The organism is Streptomyces sp. NPDC006283 (assembly GCF_040613325.1).
In the GTDB taxonomy this organism is placed as follows: Bacteria; Actinomycetota; Actinomycetes; order Streptomycetales; family Streptomycetaceae; genus Streptomyces.
In genome coordinates this window covers 21,019-44,318 of the sequence record NZ_JBEXRZ010000040.1, presented here as the reverse complement: position 1 = coordinate 44,318, position 23,300 = coordinate 21,019, and the positions used below count along the sequence as shown (strand labels likewise).

Annotated in this window: 13 protein-coding genes; all 13 read left to right on the top strand. The window is 72.5% G+C overall.

Annotated elements, in window-relative coordinates:
* Positions 1 to 401: 401 nt before the first annotated feature.
* The 13 genes from ABZ070_RS11705 (at position 402) to ABZ070_RS11645 (ending at position 23,251) form a co-directional block, all read left to right on the top strand.
* Positions 402 to 1,130: a Crp/Fnr family transcriptional regulator gene (locus ABZ070_RS11705; RefSeq protein ID WP_356632500.1), complete on the top strand. Its 729-nt coding sequence runs from the start codon at positions 402 to 404 to the stop codon at positions 1,128 to 1,130.
* A 70-nt stretch (positions 1,131 to 1,200) separates the two neighbouring features.
* Positions 1,201 to 2,052 (top strand): hypothetical protein, encoded by an 852-nt coding sequence (locus tag ABZ070_RS11700; protein WP_356632498.1) that lies wholly within the window; start codon positions 1,201 to 1,203, stop codon positions 2,050 to 2,052.
* On the top strand, positions 2,049 to 4,361 hold the full coding sequence (locus ABZ070_RS11695) for a hypothetical protein (RefSeq protein ID WP_356632496.1): 2,313 nt from the start codon (positions 2,049 to 2,051) through the stop codon (positions 4,359 to 4,361). Before ABZ070_RS11700 ends, ABZ070_RS11695 begins: the two co-directional genes overlap by 4 nt.
* Positions 4,361 to 5,611 carry a hypothetical protein gene (locus ABZ070_RS11690; protein ID WP_356632494.1) on the top strand — a complete coding sequence of 417 codons (1,251 nt, stop codon included), beginning with the start codon at positions 4,361 to 4,363 and terminating at the stop codon, positions 5,609 to 5,611. The genes ABZ070_RS11695 and ABZ070_RS11690 overlap by 1 nt, the downstream gene beginning before the upstream one ends.
* Positions 5,608 to 6,129, top strand: coding sequence for a Pycsar system effector family protein (locus tag ABZ070_RS11685; RefSeq protein WP_356632492.1), 522 nt, complete (start codon positions 5,608 to 5,610; stop codon positions 6,127 to 6,129). Before ABZ070_RS11690 ends, ABZ070_RS11685 begins: the two co-directional genes overlap by 4 nt.
* Before the next feature lie 6 nt (positions 6,130 to 6,135).
* Positions 6,136 to 8,550 (top strand): vWA domain-containing protein, encoded by a 2,415-nt coding sequence (locus ABZ070_RS11680; protein ID WP_356632490.1) that lies wholly within the window; start codon positions 6,136 to 6,138, stop codon positions 8,548 to 8,550.
* Between the two features lie 52 nt (positions 8,551 to 8,602).
* The gene (locus ABZ070_RS11675) at positions 8,603 to 12,397 is read left to right on the top strand and encodes a tubulin-like doman-containing protein (RefSeq protein WP_356632488.1); all 3,795 of its coding nucleotides are present in this window, start codon (positions 8,603 to 8,605) and stop codon (positions 12,395 to 12,397) included.
* Complete coding sequence (locus ABZ070_RS11670) at positions 12,391 to 14,952, top strand: hypothetical protein (RefSeq protein ID WP_356632487.1); 2,562 nt, start codon at positions 12,391 to 12,393, stop codon at positions 14,950 to 14,952. Before ABZ070_RS11675 ends, ABZ070_RS11670 begins: the two co-directional genes overlap by 7 nt.
* Entirely contained in the window at positions 14,949 to 17,063 is a 2,115-nt protein-coding gene (locus ABZ070_RS11665; RefSeq protein WP_356632485.1) for a hypothetical protein, read from the top strand. The genes ABZ070_RS11670 and ABZ070_RS11665 overlap by 4 nt, the downstream gene beginning before the upstream one ends.
* Positions 17,060 to 19,306, top strand: coding sequence for a hypothetical protein (locus ABZ070_RS11660; RefSeq protein WP_356632483.1), 2,247 nt, complete (start codon positions 17,060 to 17,062; stop codon positions 19,304 to 19,306). The genes ABZ070_RS11665 and ABZ070_RS11660 overlap by 4 nt, the downstream gene beginning before the upstream one ends.
* Before the next feature lie 67 nt (positions 19,307 to 19,373).
* Positions 19,374 to 20,606: an arginine deiminase gene (locus ABZ070_RS11655; RefSeq protein ID WP_356632481.1), complete on the top strand. Its 1,233-nt coding sequence runs from the start codon at positions 19,374 to 19,376 to the stop codon at positions 20,604 to 20,606.
* Positions 20,607 to 20,667: 61 nt separating this feature from the next.
* Positions 20,668 to 21,699, top strand: coding sequence for an ornithine carbamoyltransferase (argF, locus tag ABZ070_RS11650; protein ID WP_356632479.1), 1,032 nt, complete (start codon positions 20,668 to 20,670; stop codon positions 21,697 to 21,699).
* A 121-nt stretch (positions 21,700 to 21,820) separates the two neighbouring features.
* On the top strand, positions 21,821 to 23,251 hold the full coding sequence (locus tag ABZ070_RS11645) for an amino acid permease (protein WP_356632477.1): 1,431 nt from the start codon (positions 21,821 to 21,823) through the stop codon (positions 23,249 to 23,251).
* Positions 23,252 to 23,300 lie beyond the last annotated feature (49 nt).

Below are 23,300 nucleotides of genomic sequence, written 5' to 3'. Positions count from 1 at the left end.
CGGGAACCCGGGAGCGGGCGCGCTCGACCAGTTCCACGGAGAGGCAGTCGGACTGCTGTTCCCATGGGTTCCCGGCAAACTGGAGGAAAGTGGTGCCTCACCGGCGGCCGGGGCGTCGTGCCGGCGGGGGCGCCTCACCGGCGGCCGGGGGCACATCCGGGAGGTATTGAAGGAGGGCATGCGCCCGCGCATTTCCCAGTGCGCCCCCCTGTGCCCCCGAGACCCTTTCAGGTCATATTGACCGACCGGTGGCCGGACCATAGCGTCGTTGGCCCGACGTAGAGTGACGGTTGATCACCTCTGAGGCACCGCGTGCCTCGTGAGCCCACTGCGCGGGAAGACACACCGGCGTAGGAAGTGGTCCCCCGACGGGCCAGCACATCCGCTGCGGGGGGCGAACGATGAGTCTGTTCGGAGGGGGCAGTTCGTTTCTCGACGCCCTCACTCCGCAGGACCGTGCCACGCTCATCGCCCTCGGCGCCCCCCGCGTCCACGAATCCGGCGCGGTCATGATCCGGGAGCGCGACACCAGCACCTTCGTCCTGCTGCTGCTCTCAGGATGGGCCGTGGTGTCCGTCGACACGGACCGCGGAGGGCGCCTCATCCTCGCCCTGAGGGGCGCCGGCGAGGTCGTCGGCGACCTCGCCGCCGTGGACCGGGGCCCGCGCAGCGCCACAGTGACCGCGCTCGGCGACGTGCGCACCGTGGCCGTGTCCGGCGAGCGCTTCCGCGGCTTTCTCGCTGCCCGGCCCCAGGCCACGGCGCTGATCATGCGCCAGCTCAGCGGCCGGCTGCGCAGCTCGGACGTCGAACGCCGGTCACTGGCCTCCGTTTCGGTGCTGCAGCGGCTCGCCGCGCGCCTGGTCGAGCTCGGCCGACGAGTGGGCCGCCTCTGCGAGGAAGGCACCGTCATCGACCTGCCGCTGCCGCAGCACGATCTCGCGGCGGCCATAGGCGCGACCCGGGAGGCGGTGGCGAAGGCGCTGCGCCTGCTGCGTGAGCAGGGCGTGGTACGCACCGCGCACCGCCGCCTGATCGTCACCGACATGGACCTGCTGCGGCTGCTGGCCGATGGCCGCGAACAACCGCCGCAGCGAAGAACGACGAAAAAAATGCCGCCACTTGTGTAAACGGCTACATCGTCCGTCGCCCGATGCGCCCAGTCTTTTCTCCGAGACGACAGCAACCCAGGGGGTCCCAGTGAACAACGCGGCAGCCGTCAACAGGCTGGTGGTATTCGGGGACGTCTGCGGCTCGGGAACCATGGGCCTCGAAGCGAAGCGGCGAATGCGGGACGCCATGTACGGGGCGTTCTCCGAGGCGTACGGCGCCGTCGGCGTCGACATGCGCCGCGTCCACCAGGAGGACCGCGGAGACGGCATCCTCGCGGCGCTCGATCCCGGCGTACCGCCGACGCTCATGGTCGGCACCTGGATCGACACCCTGTTCCAGAGCCTGCGCGAACACAACGCGGGCAGCGCCCACCGCCTGCGGCTGCGCATCGGGATGAACGCCGGACCGGTGCTCGACGACGGCAGAGGGCTGGTCGGCCGGGCCGTGGACCTGGCGGCCCGGCTCTGCGACAGCCCGACCGCCAAGCGGACGATGGAGCTGGCCCCCGGCTGTGACCTGCTGCTGGTCGTGTCCGACTGGCTCTACACCAACGTGGTCGCGGAAGGCGGCCGTTACGTGGAACCGGAGACGTACCGCAGCGCCCGGGTCCGGTTCAAGGAGACCGACGAGAAAGCCTGGTTCCACATCCCGCGGTTACCCGCGCCGCCGCTGCCCGAGGACCGGCCGGACGGCCTGCCGGGTGCCGGACAGGGGAGTGGCGCGGGGACAGCCCGTGCGGCCGACGCACCGGGCGCACCGACCGGCGGTGGGCCGGTACAGGGGGACGGCCCACCGCCTTCCGCCCCGCCACGCATCGGGACGCGGATCAATGCGCGGGGTGACGTGGCGGCGTTCGAGAACAACGTGTTCCACGCCCCGGTGACCGGTATCCGCAAGGACCGCGGAACCGGCGCACCCGACCCGGGGGACGCGGCATGAGCGACCAGGACCAGGCATTGCCCGCCGATGCCCCCGCGGACGAGAAGCCGCCCGTGGCCGACGCCAGGGCCCCCGCAGACGCCGAGGCCGGCGTCGGCGCGCCGGACGGCGGAGAGCCGACGCCGGAGGCGCCCAACCCCTTCGCGACGGCAGGCCGCAACCCGATCGGTTCGGCAGGCGGCACCGGCGGATCCGGCACCGCCCATGCCGCACGCCGGACCTTCGCGCCCCGGCAGGCGGAACGCGTCGTCAACTTCGGTGACGACGGCCAGTATTTCCACGGCAACTACTTCATCAGCCAGTTCGGCGCGGGCGCCGGCCCCGCCCTGCTCGACGGGCCGGTCCCCGCAGAGGAGCTGCGAACGCTCGCCCGCGTCTACTGCGAGTCGCCCGGGTACGGCCGGATGAGGGGGCGGCTGCGCGAGTGCGGTCTGCTGGTCCTCTGCGGCGAGCGGGGCAGCGGTCGCAAGGCCACGGCCCTCGCGCTGCTCGCCGAACTCACCGAGAACCAGGTCACCCGGCTCGACCCCAGCCAGGCCGTGCACACCTTCACCGGCGAGATGCTCAAGGAACAGCACGGGCACCTGCTGGAGCTCCCCTCCGACGAACTGCACCGCGACGGCGGCCGCAGCGCGGGCGCCGACGGCCGGGAGGCCGCAGGAGGCCCCGGCCGGCTCTCCGAACTGCATCTGGACCGCTTCAGCCGGCTGCTGCTGGCCGCCAAGGCCTTCGGTGTCGTTCTCGTCGAGCCGGGAGATCTGGCCGACCGGCTGCTGCGTGGCCGCTACGGCATGCACTGCCGGCCCCCCGGAACCGAGGACGTACTCCACCGCCATCTGCGCATCCGGCTCGTCGGCGAGCCGCAGGAAGCCCTCGACGGCTGCCGGGAACTGGCCGGCCACGACGACGTCCGGGGCGCACTGGGACTCGACGAGCTGCGGCCCCGGGAGGCGGCCCGCCTCGCCGATCTGCTCGCCCGGCACCACCGCGGCGAGCTCGGCAGGGACGAGCTCCTCGACGGCTGCGCGACCTTCGTACGGGCGCAGGCACGCTCCTGGTTCGCGGGCGCCGACCGCCCCGGCACCCTCCCCGAAGCCGCTCCCGCGATCAATGCCGCCGCCTTCCGTATCGCGGTGGCCGTGTTCAACGGGTCGCCGTACGGCCTGGCGGCGGAAGCCGCGGAGCAGCTGGCCTGGGAGATGTCGGTCACCCTCGACCCCGAACAGGCCGTCGGCAGAAGGCTGTTCGGTACGCATGCCGACGAACGGCCGGTCCTGGCCCGCTCCGTGGTCGAGGACGCGGAGCTCGATCTGGGCGACGCCCAGATCCCGGTGCGCTCCATCCGCTTCCAGGGCGAAGCACTCGCCACCGCCGTTCTGCGCGAGGTCTGGCACGGCTACCACAACGTGCGCGGACCGATGGTGCGGTGGCTGCGCGCACTGTGCGACGACCCGCGTCCCCATGTGTGGGTGCGCGCCTCCGTGGCCGCCGGGGTGCTGTGCTCCTGGGACTGGGTGTACGGGGCGGGCGAGTTGATCGGCCCGATGGCGGCGGTGGACAGCCCCGTACAGCAGATGTCCGCCGCCACGGCGCTCGCCGAGGCGTCCAGGGACCCGTCGGTGCGGCCCGCGGTCGGCGCGCTGCTGAAGGAGTGGGCGGCGTCCGACCAGGACACGCTGGTCACCACGGCCCTGCTGACCCACGGCTACGGCATGGCGGCCGGCTCCGTCCGTGCCTCCCTCGACGCGCTGGCGAAGACCGTCCGCACCGGGGACGTGACGGTGCTGTCCCACGCGGCGTTCGGCGTCACCCGCCTGCTCGCCGGTGTGGAACCGGAGACGGTCGTGGTCAGGCTCGGCGACTGGCTGCGCGGCGGCCGGCGGGAACTGGCCGACCTGGTGCTGCTGAGTGTGCTCGGCACGCTCACCACGCGCACCACCTACCTGTGGGGCCTGGAGGAGGAGACCGACGCGCTCGAGGCGCACGCCAGGCGTCCGCTGCTCGTGGCGCTCGTCGCGACCCACCGGCCCCTGATGCGCAAGCTCGCCGACCTCGTGCTTCTCACCCTCGAGACCGCCCGGTCGGGCGAGGTGGCGCTCGACGCCCTCGGACGCGTGCTGCGGCAGTGCGCCGACGACCCCGCCCAGCTGGACCTGATGTGCGCCTTCCTCCCGTTGATCACCGAGGAGCGCAGGGACCGCGACCGGGTGCGGCACCTGCTGGCCCGGCTGGTGCGGGACGAGGACGACCCGCTGGACAAGAACGCCGCCCGCCTGATGTGGGACGCGGTGGCGGAAGGAGCGATGTGATGACCCCGTCAGGCGCCGGAGAGCATCCCGCGCAGCAGGAAAGCCCCCACGCGCCGCAGATACCCGACGGACCGCGGAAGGGCCCCCTGCTGCGCGAGTGCACGTTGCCGTACCAGCGGCGCAGCGGCCAGGTGGCGGCGGTGTGCCTGTATTCCAACGGCGGCCACAGCGTGCTCTGGCCGAGCCGCCGGGAGGACCACAACAAGCCGTGGTTCGGGCAGCCGTTCAGCGTCTTCGAAGTGCTCCTCGGACGCCATGTGACGACCTTCGAACTGGCCCTGCCCGCCGCCGGCGACGCCCAGTCCTTCCAGGCGACGGCAGAGGTGCAGTGGGAGGTCGACGACCCCCACCTGATCGTCGAGAAGGCCGTCTGGGACGTCCGCGAGATGCTGCGGGGCGACCTGCTGTACGGGCTGCGCCAGGTGTCGCGCCGGTTCCGGCTGACCGAGGCGCAGCGCGCGGACGAGGCCGTCCAGGCGGAACTGCGGGCCGGGCGGATGGACCTCGGCCGCGACCTCGGTCTGCGCACCCGAGTGCACGTCTTCATCGACCTGAGCGAGCAGGTCAGGGACCGGGTGGTCGAGGTCGAGAACGTCAGCTTCGAGATGCAGAAGGACCGGGCGCAGGCCGAGGCGGAACGCCACAGGGACAGGTACGAACGGGAACGGGTCGCGGCCCGGGCCGCCGAGCTGGAACAGGTCCTGCGGCGCGGCGAGGAGGCCGAGATCATCCATCTGATGGCGAGCAACCCCGAGAAGGTGTGGGAGATCCGCCAGGCGATCCGGCAGGAGAAGCGGGAGGGCCAGGCCGACTACCTGAACCTCTTCAACCGGCTGCTCGACGCGGGCATGCTCGAGCGTCACGACGTCGGCGAGCAGATGTACGAGGTGCTTCGCTATCTGCGCGACAACAACAGCCGTGTCATCGGCGGGGTCACCGACCGGGTCCTGACGTCCGGCGGGGCGTCAGGCAGGCCGGCCCTGTCCGCCGGTGCGGACGAAACCCCGGAGCCCAGAAGGCCTTTCTGGGACGACGAACCGGAGGACGCCGATGCCGCCGGTCCGGCCGGCGGTCCCGAGGACGACGGGCACATCTACGAACCCACGCGGGTGCAGTCGTCCGCGGAACGCGACCGCGACCGCGACCGTGCCCGTGACGGGGACCGGGACCGGGACCGCGAGAGCCCGCGCACGGCCGGGTCGAGGGACACCCGCCCCAGCGCCGACTTCGACGACTGGGGCGACGAATGAGCGCTGCACCGCCGCCCGGCCCCGACCCCGCACCGCCGTCCGGCCCGGGCGCCGGGCCCGATGTGCGGTTCGTGGCGGAGCGGCTGCTCACCTCCGTGCGCGAGGACATCGGCCGCGCCGACGCCAAGGCGGCGATCCTGCTCTCCGGCGCGGTCGCCGCGCTGGCCGTCGCCTTCTCGCGGGGCGAACTCCCGCTGCCGGCCTCCCGCCCGGCGGCAGTCGTCGTGACGGCCGGGCTGGTGCTGTGCGCGGCGGGCGTGCTGATGCTCGTCGGCGTGATACTGCCGCGCACCCGGACCGGAGCGGACAGCACGTTCCTGCGGGATCTCTCGGTCGGCACACCGGCCGATGAACTGCTCGCCAGGCTCTCCGAGTCGGGCGAGGACGTCGTGCGCTGGCTGATCGGCCAGGCACGGGTGCACGGGGCGGTCCTGGCCGCCAAATACCGGTGGCTGCGCATGGGGGTCTGCTCGCTGACCCTCGGCGCGCTGCTGGTCCTCTTCGGCGAGCTGTGGTGAGAGACGATGAGACTGATCCGCAAGACGAACGCGCCGGTGCTGGCCTGCCTGCTCCTGACGCTGGTGGCGGCGGCACCGGCGCAGGTGTCCGCCGGGCCGGGCGGCCCGCAGCGTACGGCGGCCGCCCCGGCGGCCGACGGCCCCGACCCGATCGACTTCGCCGTCGTGGTCGACCAGTCGGACAGCTTGTCCGACGACGATCTCGCCCGTGAGGTGGAAGCCGCCTCGCTGATCACACAGGGCGAGATCTCCGAGCGGTCCCGCGCCGCTGTGATCGGCTTCGGCAGCTCGGAGAAGGAAGGCCAGACACCGGTCCGCGAGGTGTGTGCGCTCACGACGGCCGACACCGCCGGGCGCCAGCGGCTGAGCGACTGCGTCCAGCAGCTGGGCGAGCGGGACGAGAAGACGATGGGCCCGGGAACCGACTTCCCCGCCGCCGTGCGGCAGGCCGTCGACCGGCTCACCGAGGACGACGCCGAGAACATCCCCAAGGTCGTCTTCCTGCTCACCGACGGCCGGCTCGACGTCTCCGACAGTCCGGAGTACGGCACCGACGAGACCAGCCGCCAGGCCAACGGCTCCAAACGCCTCGCGGAGGAACTGGCCCGCGCACGGAAGGAGTCCGTGCAGATCTGGCCGCTCGGCTTCGGTGACAAGATCGACCGCGCCGCGCTGACCAGGATGGCCGAGGGCGGATTCCGCAACGGCTGCACCGACCTGCCCGGCTCGGCCCCCAAGATGCGCGTGGTCGGCAGCTCGGCGCAGATCGACAAGGCCCTCCAGGAGACCTTCGCCGCCGCGCGCTGCGCACGCGTCGCCCACGGCACCGCGGGCAAGCCGCCCGCCGACCTGCACGTCACGATCCCGCCCATCGCCACCGACGGCTCCATCACCGTCGGCAAGCACGACCCCAAGGTCACCGTCACCTACTACGACCCCGACGGCCGACGCGTGCCCACCCAGGGCGAGTTCGCCGGCTCCTCCTTCGAGACCAGCGGACAGGACGGCCCGGTGGAGGCGCTCCGGGTGAAGAACCCGCTGCCGGGCAAATGGCGGGTGCACATCGAGGCACCGGAGGGCCACCGCGACCGTGAGGTCGCCGTGCGCGCCATCTGGCAGGGCAAGCTTCGGTCCGCCGTCACCCTCGGCCCGGCCTCCCCGCGACCGGGTGAGGAAGCGGTCGTCGAGGTCCGCATGCAGACCCGCCGCGGCGTGGTGATCACCGACCCCGAGCTGCTGAAGGGGGTACGGGTCTCGGCGCGGATGTCCGGAGCCGGGTTCGACCCGGTCGTGGTGCCGCTGGCCGACAACGGCAAGCAACCGGACGCACAGGCGGACGACGTGCGCTACACCGGACGCGTCACCGTACCCGCCACCGCGACCGGAGAGATCGAACTCGTCACGGAGATGGCCGCACCCGGCGTCACCAGCGACCGCCGTCCCCTGCACGCACGGACCTCCGAGGGCACGCCGGTGCTCACCGCCGGACTGACCGTCGACCGTGCCGAGCTCCACCCCGGCGGGACGTTCACGGGAACCCTCGACGTCACGAACAACGACTCCGGGCCGCACACCCTGCGCCTCGCCCTCGCCGACCAGCCGCCCGGGTCCGGCCTGCGCATCACCCCCGCCACGGTGAACGCCGCGCCCGGCGGCAGCGCCACCCCGTTCACCGTCACCCTCGGCGCGGACGCCCCGCTGGGGGAGCTGTCGGGACGCATCACGGTGACCGACCTCGGCGACCGGGACCGGGTGCTGGACAACGTCTTCCTCGGGGTGCATGTCACGAAAAGGCCCACGCTGTGGGACGAGTGGTGGTGGGCGTTCTCCGCGGCCGCGGTGCTGCTGCTCGGACTGGCAGCGGTCGCCGCCGTACGCCTCAAGGCGGGAGCCAAGCGGCGGGACCTCGCCGGCGTCCGGCTCGAACTGCGGGCGCAGGGACAGCGGCCGGACACGTTGACCGTCAGGTCCGGTCAGTGCCCCGGCGGAGAGTTCCTGTTCAGCGTCGACCGCTCCGGGGGAGGGGCGCCCGCACTCCGCCGAGGCGGCACCCAGACGTACCGCCTGCGGCGCACGACGGCCGGACAGCTGCTGCTCAAGCCCCCGAGCGGCCGGGAACGGACCGTCGGGCCGGGCGAGCCGACCGCGCTCGGCGACGGGCTGGAACTCGTCGTCGGCGACGGCAGCACCGCCTCCGGCCCCGGCCGCACCGGCAGAGGCAGCCGCACCGGACGCGACGGCAGCGGCGGACCGGGCGACGGAGGCGGCCTGGGCGGCCGGTGGCGGATGCCGCGCCCCCGAGGCGGCGCTCCCACGGGCTCCTCGAACGGGAGCGGCGCACGCGGCGGCCGGAGCCGCGGCGACGCCTCCGTCGCACCGGGCCGAAGCGGCACCACCCGGCGTACCGACCCCAACTTCTGAAGCTCCTCTCGGCCATGAGAGGCCGTCGACGACGGCGCAAGGAGAAGACGACATGAAGATCTACCAGCCCATGCTCTACGTCGGCCTGGGCGGCACCGGCGCCCAGATCGGCGCGGACCTGGAGCGCGGACTGCGCCGGGAGCTGTGCGGCCCCGACGGCAACAAGCTGGTCACCGACGGCCGCCGGCTGCCGTTCCAACTGCCGGACTGCCTGCAGTTCGTCTACGCGGACTTCAGTGAGTCCGAACTGGACCAGCTGCAGCCCGCCGGTCTCAAAGCGGGCGAGGCCGCCGCCCATGCCCGCACCTCACGGATCATCCACGACCTGCTCCCGACCGACTACGACAGCTCGCCCGAGGTGGCCAGGATGCTGCGGGTCGCGCTGCACGACGAGACGCACGACTGGCTGCCGCCGCAGGAGCGGCAGCCAAGGGTCGCACCCCTGCACACCGGGGCCGGGCAGCTGCCGACCGTGGGCAGGTCGGCGCTCTTCGCGACGCTGCGCAGCGGACTCGAGCCGGTGCTGCGCCAACTGCGGGAGGCCATCGGCGCGATCAGCGCCTCACAGGGCGACCTGCGGGAGATGGGCGGGGGGCAGATCCGCGGCTGCGACGTGTTCGTGGCGTTCTCCGTGGCCGGCGGAACCGGCGCCGGCATCTTCTACGACTTCATTCACCTCATCGGACACGAATTCCGCAAGTCCAAGGTCAAGGGAGTGAAGATCTATCCGCTGGTCGTCATGCCCTCGGCGTTCCCGCCCGAGGCCGGCGGTGGACGCGAGGCCGAACTGAACTCGTCCCGCGCCCTGGTGGACCTCTCCCGGCTGGTCGACGACCAGAACGTGCCCAGTGCCCGGTCCGACTTCGGTGACGTGGAGGAGCACGGCACGCTCGGCGTGCGCTACCCGGGAGAAGGCCTGGTCGCGCTGCGCCCCTCGACGGTGCAGACCGCTTTCCTGTTCAGTCGCACCGCGGGCATCAAGCGGGAGGACCTCCGCCGCTCCATCACCGCCATGGTGATGTCCCTCATCGGCACGGAACTCGGCGACGACAACAACCAGGGCCGCACGGAAGGCGACTACCAGTCGTTCGCGGCCAGCTTCGTCAACAAGAGCGTGGAGCGGTCCAAGCCGTCCAGGTCGGGCATCGGCCACCGGTCCATGTCGACGAGCCTCGCCGCCTCGCTGACCGTTCCTGTCGACGACCTCGCCGAGATAGTGGCGGGCCGGCTGTTGGCGCAGGCCGTGCGGGCGATGGACGAGGAGGCGCGCAAGGCCGCCGACGACGGCACCGACCGGGTCCGCGACATGTTCGACCGCTCCGCCATCGGTCGGCTGTGGTCCCGCGAGGCACCCGTCGTGACGCCGCCCGATCCGCTGCCCAAGGGCACCAGGGCCATCATGCAGGCCCTGCGGAACCGGCTCGGCGACATGGACGACGCGCTGGGCCGGCTCCAGCGCGAACTGGACGCCGAGATCCCGCGACTGGTCGAGGAGTTCCGGCCCGGCCCGGGCGCCCGTGAACTGCTGGGCATCGTGGACCCGTTCAAGCTGGAGAAGCTGCTCATTGGACTGCCCGGCCACCCCCAGCGGGTCGCGGAAGCCGGCTTCGTCGGCATGCTGGACAACCGCAGGAACGACCCGGAGCGCGACGAGGGGGTGGATGTCCATCCGCCCCAGATCCCGTTGATCAAGCGGGCGGTCGGCGGACTCGTCCCGGCCCGCTGGGGCGACCCCGACGTGCAGCATGCCCTCGAGGAACAGAACGCCTGGTACGAGTGGCGGGCCCGGCAGAAGTGGCACCGAGGCTGGAAGGACCAGGAGTCGCGCTGGCGGCCGCCACTGCTGCGCACGACCAAGGAGATCGGCGAGCTGGTCAAGGCGCTGCGCGGGCACGAGGAGGACGAGCGCAAGTTCTTCGCGGAGCGGCGCAAGGAGCTCTACCGCAAGGACCGCAAGGGTGTGCTGTACCTGCTGCCCCCGCAGAACACGCTGGCCGCCTTCTATGACGACGTGATCCGCCGGCTCTACCAGCACGAGGACCTGCCGGAGAACCCGGGCGCCGCGCGCCTGGTGGCCAAGCTGATCCGGCCGGACGACTGGATGCGCGCCCTGGAGTCGGTGCGCCGCTCGCCGCAGGCCGCGGTCAAGGAGATCAAGCAGGTCATCGAACGGCGCGTCAAGGGACTGTTCGTGGAGTCGAGCGTGCTCGGCGACCGCCCGCTGCTGCCCTCCCTCGGAGTGCTGCTGCAGGCCGCGGCCGGTGACGAGGACGCCGCCGCGAAGGTGGACGCCAGATGGCTGGAGCAGTTCCGCTCCCAGCTCGTCGGACTCCTCCCCGTCGGCTTCGAGCCGGACGGCAGCGGCCCGCTGAAGGTGCTCATCGTGCACCCGCAGAGCGAGGCCGGGTCCGGCGCCGCGGCGTTCCTGCGGCGTGAACTGCGCCTGCCCTATGGGGCGGTGCCCGAGTTCAGGGCCGTGGACACCGAGTCGATCACGGTCGTGCTGTTCCGGAGCGGCATGAGCCTCACCGATGTCTCCGAGGTGCGGCACGTGCTGCGGCTGTGGGCCGAAGCGCGGGACGCCGCGGGTGTGGACGACTTCCTGCACTGGCGCCAGCGCCTCGGCTACCGCGACGACTGGCTGGCCAGCACCGAGGAGGACCGCCGCCGGATCCTGCACCGCATCCTGTGCGCGGTGTGGAACGGCCTGGTCGACGTCAAGGGATCGCCCGACTCGCCCGAGCAGATCCGCATCCGCCTCCAGGAGGGCGGCGCCGCCACCATGACGCTGCGCCTGGAGGCGTTCGACGACGACGTCTCCAGCTGGGCCGGGCTGCTGCGGGCCTACGAGGAGTGGGCCCTGCTCGACGAGGGCCCGATCGTCGAGGAGGTCTGCGAGCGTCTGATGAGCGCCCAGCCGGGCGGCCTCGCCACCACGCCCACTGCGCCGTCGCCGCTCTTCCTGCGGCTGGTGCACGAGGTGGCACCCCGCCAGGTCGCGCTGATCAAGGAGCTGACCGGGCAGTTCGGCGCGGGGGACGAGGAGTGGCTGGTCCCGCTGCGCGACTTCTGGGAGCAGACCTTCCCCGGCGCGCTGGAGATGCGTTTCCCCGGTGCGACCCGCCCCACCCGCCCGTCCCTGCGCGCGCTGGACCAACGCCACGCCCAGGGCGGCGCCCGACGCCGTGAGACCGGGCCGGTCCCACCGCCGCGCCCGGAGCAGGCACCGGACGCCCGCGGAGAACGCCGGCACGGCGGCGGCCAGGACGAGGATCACGCCTGGGAGCCGGGGCACGCCCGCGATCGGGACGGGCACGGGCGCACGCCGGCTTCGGGTCGTGAGCGAGACGGTGTGTACGACCGGGAGCGGGCTTCGGACGGTGACGACGGGTGGGATCGCGCGCCGGCTTCGGGCGGTGACGACGGGTGGGATCGCGCGCCGGCTTCGGGCGGTGACGACGGGTGGGATCGCGCACCCGCTTCGGGCGGTGACGACGGGCGGGACCGGGAGCGCGCTCCAGGTCGGGCCCGTGACGGTGGGTACGACCGTGAGCCTGCCTCGGGGCGCGATCGTGATGCGTACGACCGTGAGGCGGCTTCGGGGCGCGATCGTGATGCGTACGACCGTGAGGCGGCCTCCGGCCGTGACCGTCACGCTGGGTACGACCGCGAACCCGCCCCGGACCGTGACGCCTACGACCACTGGCCCCCGCCCCGCCGTGACCCCGATGACACCTCGGCCCACTCCGGGCCGCCCGGCGGCGCCGACCCGTGGGACGACGGCGAATGGGGACGGCAGGACCAGGACCAGCAACACGACCAGCACCGGGACGGCGACCGATGGTGAACCGGACTGAGAGCCCCGCGGGCCGGGTCGTCGTCGTGGACCTCCGCGACGGCGCCTCGGCATCCGTGGAGGAGGCGCTCAAGCAGACGGAACACGACCTCACCCGGCGGTTCCTGGTCATCGACGGCGCAGCGGATCTCGTCGGTCACCAACTTCTGCACGAACGGCTCTACTCCCACGGCCCCGCCCGCCTGTTGTGCCTCGCGGTGGGCGCGCCGGAGCAGCGGCAGCTCCGCAGGCCCCTGCCGCTCGGCCCGCCGGAGGCGGGCGTGCTGTGGCTGCCGGACACTCTCGCGGGTGCCGCTCCGGGGACCGAGAGGTTCGACGCCTCGCTGCGTCCGTTGCTCGAACTCCTCCTGGAAACAGCGGTGTTCGACTCGGTGCTGCGGGAACTGGCCGACGTGCCGCAGGGCGTCGCCGTGCCCGCTGTCCGTGTGCTCGAACACGACCTGACCGACGACGCGCGCTCCCGGTCCTGGCGGCAGGCCCTGGAGCATCTCGCCGGTCAGGACGTACCGGCTCACGTGCAGCCGACCGGTGGGGCGCGCTCCGGCGCGGGGGCGCAGGACGGTCTCGCGCCGGGACTGTCCCTTCTGCTCGGCCAGTCGGTGCCGCGCAGTCTCGCCGACCGCCCGTGGCTGATCCCCGGCGGGCGGATGCACGACCGGCACGAGGAGTGCCTGGACGCCCTGGACGAGACCAGGGAGGTCTGCGAAGGAATCCGTGGCGCGGCGGGTCTGTTCGGCAGGGCAGGCAAGGAGGCCGACCTGCCCGCACGGTTCGAGCGTCTCGCCGACGCGCTGGCTGCCTTCCGGGCCGAGGTCGCGGGTGCGCTCGGCGACGGCGGCGGCGACCGTGTCCTTCCCGAGCAGCGCAGTCGCCTGATGGAGCGCGGCATCGAACTGACCGAGGTGCCGGAAGTAACCCGTGCCGGCGTCGGCCCGGCGTTGCGCGGGCATACGGAGCGTCTGCTCGGTGACCGGCTTCCGCTGCGATCGGTCGCCGCACGGCTCAGCGCGCTCGCCGACCGGTCGGCGCCGGCCGGCAGCACGGCCCGGCTGCGGCGGCTCGACGAAGCCTGTCCGCCGGAGCGGGTCGCGGAACTTTCCCTGCCGCCACGGTTCACGACGCCCGGCCCTTGGGGTCGCGACGCCGGCCTCGCATTCCTGATCTGCTGCGTCGCCGGGCTGTGGCCGGTGACCGGCTGGGTCACCGGCCCGCTCACCGGGCTGGTGGCCGCGGGGCTGGCCGTGCTGATGCTGCGGCGGCGGCCCGGCCGTTCGCGTGACGGCGGCCTCGACGGCGGTGGCGACACCCGCGCCCTCACCCGTCTCCTTGCCGGCGTCGCCGGCGGCGTGATCGGTGCCGCCGCCGGCCTGGCGCTGTCGCCGCCGCCGTGGGTGGGCCCGGTCGCCCTGGTCGCCGCCCTGGCCGCCTTGGTGCTGCTGGCGGTACGCGACTGGACGGCGGCGGTCGACGACTGGTGGTCGCAGACCGACTGGACCTTCGCCTCCCGCGCGGTCTCGGAGGTCGACGAACTGCTGGCCGACACCGTCGTGCACGACTGGCTGCTCGCCGACGCCCGTTACCACTGCTCCGACGCGGCCCGTGCCGTCGCGCTGCTCGTGCGCGGTCTGGCGGACACGGTGGAGGCCAGACTGCGCGCCGGCCCGGCCGTCGGCCGGCCGCTGCCGGTGGACGAACCGGGCGGTCCGTCGTCCGGCGCCACGGGTGGCTTCGACTGGGACAGCTGGGGAAGTGGCGCGGACGACTGGTCCGACGACCCGTGGTCCGAACCGCTCGCGCCGGACGCCGGCCCGCCCTCCGGTCCGGACTTCGGCACCGACAGTGCGGTGCCGCGGCCCGCGCCCTGGCCGGAACCGGCCTGGGCCCCGGACGGCGTCGACGACGCAACACCGCCTGCCGACGATCAGCAGCACGCCCTGCGTGATCTGTGGCCGTCCGGATCGGGCGACGACGCGCTGCCCTGGCTCGAGCGGGAGACCGGCGACGGCGGACCGGAACTGGTCGACACCCTGGTCGGCGACCTCACTCAGGGAGCCGTGACGATCCTCGCCACCCGCTGGGCCGCCGTGGAGCGTGAACCGGCGACCGCGGGCGGGGTGTCGTTGCGCCCCCGGATGGACGAACTCCTCGACGAGGAGCACCGCCGACTCGGCAGGGACGGAGCCGCTGCCGCGCCGCCGTACGCGCCCGATCCCGCGAACCGGCCGGGCATCGCCAGTCTGCTGGGCGTCTCCGCCGACCGGGTGGGCCGTCTCCTCGGCGAGGGCGGCGCCGAGCACCTGGTCCCGCTGTGCGGTGCCGAGCACAGGCGGCTGCTGTCCAAGGACCCGCAGGCAGCACGTCTGTTCCGCTTCGCCCCGGAGGCCATGCGCAGGGGCGCCGAGCCGGACACCGGTCAGGACGCCTGGCCGGCCGCCGAGGACGTGGTCTGGACGGCGGGCGGCCGGCATGCGGGGGTGTTGAAGCTGGTGCCGATGCGCCCGGAGACGGTCAGGTCCGTCAGGGGAGAGGAGGGCGGGGCGCCATGACCCTGCCGCACAACTCGGGCGACGCGGTGACGTCGGCGGAGGCCATGGAGGAGCTGGAGTTCTACACACCCCGGCAGGACCTCGTCCGCTTCACCGCCCGGTTCGCCGACGACGTCCACCGGACCGAGTGGGCGCCGTTCGCCGCCCGCCAAGTGGTGCTCGGAAAGGGCTGGCGGCTGCTCCAGTACCGGCTGCCGCGTTCGGCGAGCAAAGTCGCCGGCGCATACAGCGCGCTCGAGAGGGAGGTGAGCGCGGCGATGGCGGTGGAGCGCGGCTTCGGTACCGAGCGCTACTGCGAGCTGTTCACCCGCATGGCCGGCTTCCATCTCGACGCGCCGGAGCCCTTCGTCCTCTACAAGGCTCCGGCCGGCCGGCCCGTCGCCGCCTGGCAGGGCGCGCTGACCGTCGCGGACCAGTTCAAGGTGCTCAGTCAGCTCACGCTCGCGGTGCGTCTGCTGGAGGAGGCCGGGCTGGTGCACCGGGCGATCAGCCCGTACACGGTCCGCTGGGACGGGTCCCACGTACGGCTGTGCGAGCCGTACCGCACCCAGCGGGTGGGTGAGCCGCGCGCATCGTTCGGCGAGGCTCCCTGGGCGTCGCCGGAGCAGCGCGACGGTCAGGGCACCGCCGACCCCCGCGACGACCTGTGGTCGGTGGCGCAGCTCATGTACTTCCTGCTCTCGGGACGGCAGGGCCGCGCCGACGGGGCTCCGGACGACCTCGACGAGTTCCGCAGACTCGCCGCGCTCGGGGAGGCCGGCGCGTTCGCTCCCCGGGCGGAAGCGCGGGCGCGGCCGGCCGAACTCCTGCGCCTGCTCAATGTGAGCGACCCGCTCGCCGCCGTCTCCTCCGCCGCGGATCCGCTCGCCGGGGCACGCACCGAGTTCGACGAAAGGCTCGCCGAGAAGCGCTCCCGACTCGGGCTGGACCGGGACGAGGAGACGTTCGACGAGCCGGCGGAGGTCCCGGCGCGCCGCTCACTGCGGTGGCTTTTGGGCGGCGGCCGGCCCGCCGTCGTCCGGCCGGAGGTTCCGGCGGCCGCGTCCCTGCCGGGGACGCCGCCGTTGTGCCCGCACTGCCTGCTGCCCGTGGCGTACGACGAGACGCAGTTGTTCACCCTCGACAGCAGACGGGAGCAGAAGAAGCTGGACCTGAGTACGGAACGCCGCCCGATGCACCGTCAGGACGCACTGCGCCAGGCGTTCCAGATGTGCCCGCACGCGGACGAGAACCAGCCTCACCGGCTGCCCGTCCCCTACCTCACCAGCGGCGAGCCGCTCACCGTCGCCATGGTCGGCAGTTCCGCGGCGGGCAAGACCCATCTGCTGGCCGCGATGCTCGGCGAGATCGAGCAGGGCGGCCTCGAGCCGTACGGGCTCAAGTGCCTGCCCCTCAACCCGGACGAGCATCGTGAATACCTCGACGAGATGGTGCATCCGCTGCACCGGGGAGAGGTACTGCGGCGGACCGGTCAGGTGCGGTTCGCCGAGTTCGCCGACGGCCTGCTGGTCTCCGGCCCCGGGGGGACGCGCCCGGTGGTCTTCTTCGACCTGGCCGGTGAGGACCTCGCACAGAACAGTGATGTGACACGGTTCCTCATGGGCGTGGGCGCGTTCATCTTCGTGCTCGACCCACTGCGTGCCCTGCGCATCCCGGAGCTCGACCCGGTCCGCGAGCGCACCGGTCTGACCCGGCGCGACCTGGGTGACGAGGCGTTCGCCACCGTGCTCGGCAGGATCCCGCGCAGCGGCCCGTACATCGACGCCCCTGCGGCCGTGGCGCTGAACAAGAGCGACCTGATCCGCTTCGACCCCTCGGTCGACCGCTGGCTGGCCCGCGGCCTGCCGTCCCTGCTGGACGACAGGCAACTGCGTGAGGAGAGCCGCGACGTCCACGCCTTCGTCCGCCACCACGGCAGCAAGGCGTGGTTGAAACCGTTCGACGACTGCGCCCGCTGCACGCTGCACTTCGTGGCGGCGACCGGCGGCCAGGAGCAGGGGGAGACCTTCCCGCACGGCGTACGGCCGCGTCGGGTCCTGGCCCCGCTGCTGTCCGTGTTCGCGATGTGCGGGCTGCTGCCCGGGGCCGAGTTGAGGGAGACAGGGGTATGACGGCACGTCGGGCAGGGACGGTGGACCAGATCGTCTTCCGCTGGGACGGCGCCAACCCGCTGGGGAACACCGGCTTCGGACCGGTCGCCTGGTCCGGCGAACGCAGCGAGGTGGCCCGGCTGTTCAGGCCGATCTCCCACCTGCTGCGGCCGGCGGGCCGGGACACCTCCCCGGCCCTCGTGCGCCTGGTGAGCGACGACTCGCCGACGGCGATGCTGGTGCACCGCAGACCGTGGCGCGGCCACGGAGGACGCCAGGACACCTTGTGTCACGCGCTGTACGGGCCGGAGGAGAGCCTCGACGCCGAGACCTGTCTGGGTCTGTACGACTGGAGCTGGGAGGGCAGCGGGATACCGGTCGGTGAGGTGCGCGGCGCGCTCGATCCCGTTCCGCTCGCGGCCCTCGGGGAGTCCGCCCTCGCGGGCGGGCGACAGCTGGCCGGCCGCCTTGCGCATGCCGCGCCGGAGCTCGCGGCGGTGGCGGCGGAGGTGCTGCGGAATCCAGGCGGGCTCTACACCGTGCTGGACCGCATGGGCGACGACGGGCCGTGCTGTCTGCTGTGGGGTCTGTACGGGATCTTCAGCAGGGCTCTGCCCCGGGCATGGACCTTCGCGACGCACGACACCGCGGAGAGCCGCCAACTCGGGTTCATGTTCGTGAGCCGCTGGCCCAGTTCGCCGGACCAGGACGGGCCGCGGGTCCGCACCGACCCCTGGGAGCCGCCGGACGACCGGCCTCGCGAGGTGGCCGAGCAGTTGGTGCGCGGCTATCTGCGCGCCGTCGAACGCGGCGACGCGCACGAGTTCGAGCTCGCGGACGCACTGATCGCGGCGCTGCCCCACCCCGGTGCGGCGCGGGACGCCCGGAAGCTGGTGGCCGCCGCCGAGGACGCGCTCGCGTCGCTGGAGCGCCGCGCGCGTGAGCGGAGAGCGCACTCGGTTCCGCACGAGCGGGAGCGGTACGAGCCAGGCCGGCCGGTGGCGGAGCGGCAGGAGCCGGGCCGAGTCGTAGCGGAACGGCCGCCGTCGGACGAGTCCCTCGGCGGGCCGTCCGCCTCCTCCTCGCTCTCCTCGTACGGCGGCAGTCGGCGCTCCTCCTTCGATCCGCCGCCCGTCCCGGCAGCCCGTGCGGAAACGCCCGCGCCTGCCACCATGTCGCCACCGCCACCGCCACCGCCACCGCCACCGCCACCGCCACCGCCACCGCCACCGCCACCGCCACCGCCGACTCGTGCGGCGCGCGCCGAGGCACTGCCGGTGGTACGGCCCACCTGGCCGGAGCCCGGCGGCGGTCGGCGCCGACTGCCGGTCCTCGGCCGCAAGCCCGCCCCGCTGGGCGCCGACTTGCTCTCGGCACGGCTGCAGGCCTGCCGTGACGAGCGGGAAGAGGCCGACGTGCTCCGGGACGCCGGCGACACCGATCTGCTTCGGGTGCTCGTGAGCGAGCCCTCGTACACCGCCCTGACACTGATCGTGCGCCGTATCGCCGACCGCTGGCCGGACTGGCCGCCCGCCGAGCGCAAGCAACTGTGCCGGGCCGTCCTGCGGCAGGACCTCTTTCTGGCGCGCCGGACCCGGGAGGCCCCGGGCGACCCGGACGAGCCGGTGCGCGCCGCCAACGCGGCCGCGCTGTACCGCTGGGCGGTGCGGCCCTTCGCGGCGGAACCGGACGTCGGCGAGCAGCTGGCCGAACTGCTGCCCCGCATGTACCGCGGGGACGACCGGGTCAAGCGGGCGGCGGCCGAACAGATCTTGACGGGCGGTGACGATCCGGGGATCACGTTCCAGGTGTGGCAGGAACTGCTGCGCCGTGCCCCGGCACCTTCCGGCCGGCTGCCTGAGCCCCCCGAGCAGCTGCCGCCCACGCAGTCCGCCTCCCACATGCCCGGACGGCAGGACCTCCGCCGCCCCGAGCCGCAACGCCATGAGCCCGAGCGGCACGGCTTCGAGCGCCACGACCCGCCACGCAGCGCCCCCGGTCCGCGCCGCCATGGGCCCGAATACGGCAGGCCGGTGCACCGCGCCCCCGATCCGCCGCCCACCCCCACCGCGCAGCCGCAGACAATTACCCACTATGCGCCGACCGATCCCGAGCGGTCCCAGCGGCGCCCGCGACAGGCCGCGGACGGACCGGGCCACGCATCGCAGGGGGCGGCCGGTCACGGCAGGACCTTCCTCTTCGCCCTGGGCGGCTTCGGCGTACTGGTGGTCACCCTGCTCATATGGATCGTCGCGAGGTACTGACGGCCGCTCATGGCCGAAGATCCGCGTACGGCGTGTGCCCGACGGCCCGCCCGGCCAGGATGGGGGCATGGGATTCCATGTCGACTCCGAGACCGGGCGGCTGCGCCGGGTCATACTGCACCGGCCCGATCTCGAGCTGAAACGGCTCACTCCGAGCAACAAGGACGCACTGCTCTTCGACGACGTGCTCTGGGTGCGCCGCGCCCGGCATGAGCACGACGGGTTCGCGGATGTGCTGCGCGACCGGGGGGTGGCGGTGCATCTCTTCGGTGATCTGCTGCGGGAGTCGATGGAGATCCCCGAGGCCAGAAAGCTCGTGCTGGACCGCGTCTTCGACGAGAAGGAGTACGGTCCGCTCGCCACCGGCCATCTGCGGTCGGCCTTCGACGAACTGCCCACCGCGGACCTGGTCGAGGCGCTGATCGGCGGGATGACCAAGCGGGAGTTCCTCGCCGGCCATTCGGAGCCGACGTCGGTGCGCTTCCACGTGATGGATCTGGACGATTTCCTGCTCCATCCGCTGCCCAACCACCTCTTCACCCGCGACACTTCGGCCTGGATCTACGACGGCGTCTCGATCAACGCCATGCGCTGGCCGGCCCGGCGGCGCGAGACCGTGCACTTCGAGGCGATCTACAAGCACCACCCGCTGTTCGTCGGGCCCGAGGTGGAGCCGTTCCATCACTGGTCGGAGGGGCAGGACGACTACCCCTCCACCATCGAGGGCGGTGATGTGCTGGTGATCGGCAACGGCGCGGTCCTGATCGGGATGAGCGAGCGCACCACACCGCAGGCCGTGGAGATGCTGGCCCGCGGGCTCTTCGCGGCCGGTTCCGCCCGCACGATCGTGGCCCTCGACATGCCCAAGCGGCGCGCGCTCATGCATCTGGACACTGTCATGACGATGGTCGACGCCGACACCTTCACCCAGTACGCGGGGCTCGGCATGCTCCGCTCCTACACCATCGAGCCGGCCGAGGGCACCGGCAGTCTGAGGGTCAGCGACCACCCGCCGGAGCAGATGCACGACGCGATCGCGGCGGCGCTCGGGCTCAAGGACATCCGGGTGCTGACCGCGACGCAGGACGTGCACGCGGCGGAGCGCGAGCAGTGGGACGACGGGTGCAACGTCCTGGCCGTCGAGCCGGGCGTCGTCGTCGCGTACGAGCGCAATGTGACCACCAACACCCATTTGCGCAAGCAGGGCATCGAGGTCATCGAAATCCCGGGCAGCGAACTGGGCCGGGGCCGCGGCGGGCCCCGCTGTATGAGCTGTCCCGTGGAAAGAGACGCTGTATAGCGATGCAGGCAATCGTATAGAGTTCCATTGTCATCGCATCCGCCACGCAGGAGCAGCCACCATGGCGATACATCTCGAGGGCCGCCACTTCCTCAAGGAGCTCGACTTCACCGCCGAGGAGTTCCGCGGCCTCGTCGGCCTTGCCGCCGAGCTCAAGGCCGCCAAGCGCGCCGGCAGCGAGGTCCAGCGGCTGCGCGGCAGGAACATCGCGCTGATCTTCGAGAAGTCGTCGACCCGTACCCGCTGCGCCTTCGAGGTGGCCGCCGCCGACCAGGGTGCCTCGACCACGTACATCGACCCCGCAGGCTCCCACATCGGCACCAAGGAGTCCGCCAAGGACACCGCGCGGGTACTCGGCCGGATGTTCGATGCCATCGAGTTCCGCGGAGACGCCCAGGGCACCGTCGAGGAGCTCGCCGCGCACGCCGGGGTGCCCGTCTACAACGGCCTCACCGACACATGGCACCCCACGCAGATGCTCGCCGACGTGCTCACCATGACCGAGCACAGCGACAAGCCCCTGGAGCGGATCTCGTTCGCCTACCTCGGCGACGCCCGCCTCAACATGGGCAACTCCTACCTGGTCACCGGCGCTCTGCTCGGCATGGACGTCCGGATCGTCGCCCCCAGGGCCTACTGGCCGGCGGAGGAGGTCGTCGCGGAGGCGCGCAGGGCCGCGGCCGAAAGCGGAGCCACGGTCACCCTCACCGAGGACATCGCCGAGGGCGTGCGCGGGGCCGACTTCGTCGCCACCGACGTATGGGTGTCGATGGGGGAGCCCAAGGAGGTCTGGGACGAGCGGGTCAAGGCACTCGCGCCGTATGCGGTGACCATGGACGTGCTGCGCGCCACCGGCAACGCGGAGGTGAAGTTCCTGCACTGCCTGCCCGCCTTCCACGACCTCGGCACCACGGTCGCCCGGGAGATCCACGAGCGGCACGGGCTGACCGAGCTGGAGGTCGCCGACGAGGTTTTCGAGTCGGAGTGCTCGGTGGTCTTCGACCAGGCGGAGAACCGGATGCACACCATCAAGGCGGTCATGGTCGCCACCCTCGCCGGCGCCGGCGAGGGCGAGAACGGGGTCTCCGTATAGCAATGCGCCCGATTGGGTGATCATGCGTATAGCGGGCTAGTATGTCCGCCGTCAGTGGGGTCCGGGCTCGCACGCCCGGGCCCCGTTGTGTTTTTCCACGACTGCAGAAGAGAACGGCCCCATGCGCATCAAGAGCCCAGCCCAGCTTGTCGCCGAATCCGGCGCGGACATCGAGGGCCACGGCCTCAAACGCACCATGGGCCTCTTCCAGCTCGTGTGTTTCGGCGTCGGCGCGATCGTCGGCACCGGCATATTCGTCGGCCTCTCCGACTCCGTCGCCGAGGCCGGCCCCGCGGTCGTCGTGTCCTTCGTCCTCGCGGCGATCACCTGCATCTTCACCGCGTTCTCCTTCGCCGAGCTGGGCAGCGCCATCCCGGTGTCCGGCAGCTCCTACTCGTTCGCCTACGCCACCCTCGGCGAACGCGTGGCCTTCCTCGTCGGCTGGTGCCTGCTCCTCGAGTACGGCGTCTCCGCCTCCGCGGTCGCCGTCGGATGGGGTCAGTACCTCGACGAGCTGCTGAACAGCCTCACCGGCCTCTCGCTGCCCACCGCGCTCTCCAGCCCGCCGGGCGAGGGAGGCATCGTCAACGTCCCGGCCGTCGTGGTGATGATCCTCGCCGCGCTGCTCCTGGTCCGCGGTATCCGTGAGAGCGCCCGCGCCACCGCCGTCATGGCCGTGGTCAAGATCGCGATCCTGGTCCTCTTCTGCGCCATCGCGTTCACCGCCTACACCTCGGACAACCTCTCGCCGTTCTCGCCGCACCACCTGGCGGGCATCACCTCCGGCGCGTCGCTCGCCTTCTTCTCGTACATCGGCTTCGACGCGATCACCACGGCGGGTGAGGAGGTCAAGAATCCCAGGCGCAACATCCCGCTCGCGATCATGATCTGCATCGGCGTCGTCACGCTGCTCTACTGCCTCGTGGCGCTCGCCGCCATCGGCGCGATGTCGGCGGACGACGTCGCCGACAAGCCCGCCGCGCTCTCGCTGATCGTGGGGGACGTCACCGGCTCCGGCGTGGGCGGCGGAGTGATCGCCTTCGGCGCGGTCGTCGCCATCGCCTCCGTCGTCCTGGCCGTGATGTACGGGCAGACCCGGATCCTGCTGTCCATGTCCCGCGACGGCCTGATTCCGCGGGTCTTCGAGCGGGTCTCCCCGAAGACGGCCACCCCGGTCGCCAACACATGGATCGTCGCCGCGACGTTCGCCGTCCCGGCCGCCGTCGTGCCGCTCGACGTGGTGATGAACCTGACGACCATCGGCACCCTCGCCGTCATGGCCGCCGTCAACGTGGCCGTGATCGCGCTGCGCCGCCGGTACCCGCGGACGGAGACGAAGTTCCGGGTGCCCCTGTACCCGCTCACCCCCGCTCTCGGCGTCGCCTGCTGCCTCTACCTGATGTGGGGGACCGGCTGGCCGACCTGGGTGCAGTTCGCTGCGTTCCTGCTCGTCGGAGCCCTCGTCTACGCCCTCTACGGGCGCCGGCATTCCCGGCTGGCCACGGCGGACCGGACCCCGCCGGCCGACGCGCAGGAGCTCGTCGACGCGTGACGCGGAGCCGGCCCCTCGCGGCGGCCGACGCGCTCTCGTCACCCCTGGT

Excerpts from the sequence above, each read along its gene's own strand:
- ABZ070_RS11645 (WP_356632477.1), top strand. The coding sequence starts at position 21,821 with ATGCGCATCAAGAGCCCAGCCCAGCTTGTCGCCGAATCCGGCGCGGAC.
- ABZ070_RS11690 (WP_356632494.1), top strand. The coding sequence starts at position 4,361 with ATGACCCCGTCAGGCGCCGGAGAGCATCCCGCGCAGCAGGAAAGCCCC.
- argF (WP_356632479.1), top strand. The coding sequence starts at position 20,668 with ATGGCGATACATCTCGAGGGCCGCCACTTCCTCAAGGAGCTCGACTTC.
- ABZ070_RS11660 (WP_356632483.1), top strand. The coding sequence starts at position 17,060 with ATGACGGCACGTCGGGCAGGGACGGTGGACCAGATCGTCTTCCGCTGG.
- ABZ070_RS11655 (WP_356632481.1), top strand. The coding sequence starts at position 19,374 with ATGGGATTCCATGTCGACTCCGAGACCGGGCGGCTGCGCCGGGTCATA.
- ABZ070_RS11675 (WP_356632488.1), top strand. The coding sequence starts at position 8,603 with ATGAAGATCTACCAGCCCATGCTCTACGTCGGCCTGGGCGGCACCGGC.
- ABZ070_RS11665 (WP_356632485.1), top strand. The coding sequence starts at position 14,949 with ATGACCCTGCCGCACAACTCGGGCGACGCGGTGACGTCGGCGGAGGCC.
- ABZ070_RS11680 (WP_356632490.1), top strand. The coding sequence starts at position 6,136 with ATGAGACTGATCCGCAAGACGAACGCGCCGGTGCTGGCCTGCCTGCTC.
- ABZ070_RS11670 (WP_356632487.1), top strand. The coding sequence starts at position 12,391 with ATGGTGAACCGGACTGAGAGCCCCGCGGGCCGGGTCGTCGTCGTGGAC.
- ABZ070_RS11685 (WP_356632492.1), top strand. The coding sequence starts at position 5,608 with ATGAGCGCTGCACCGCCGCCCGGCCCCGACCCCGCACCGCCGTCCGGC.
- ABZ070_RS11705 (WP_356632500.1), top strand. The coding sequence starts at position 402 with ATGAGTCTGTTCGGAGGGGGCAGTTCGTTTCTCGACGCCCTCACTCCG.
- ABZ070_RS11695 (WP_356632496.1), top strand. The coding sequence starts at position 2,049 with ATGAGCGACCAGGACCAGGCATTGCCCGCCGATGCCCCCGCGGACGAG.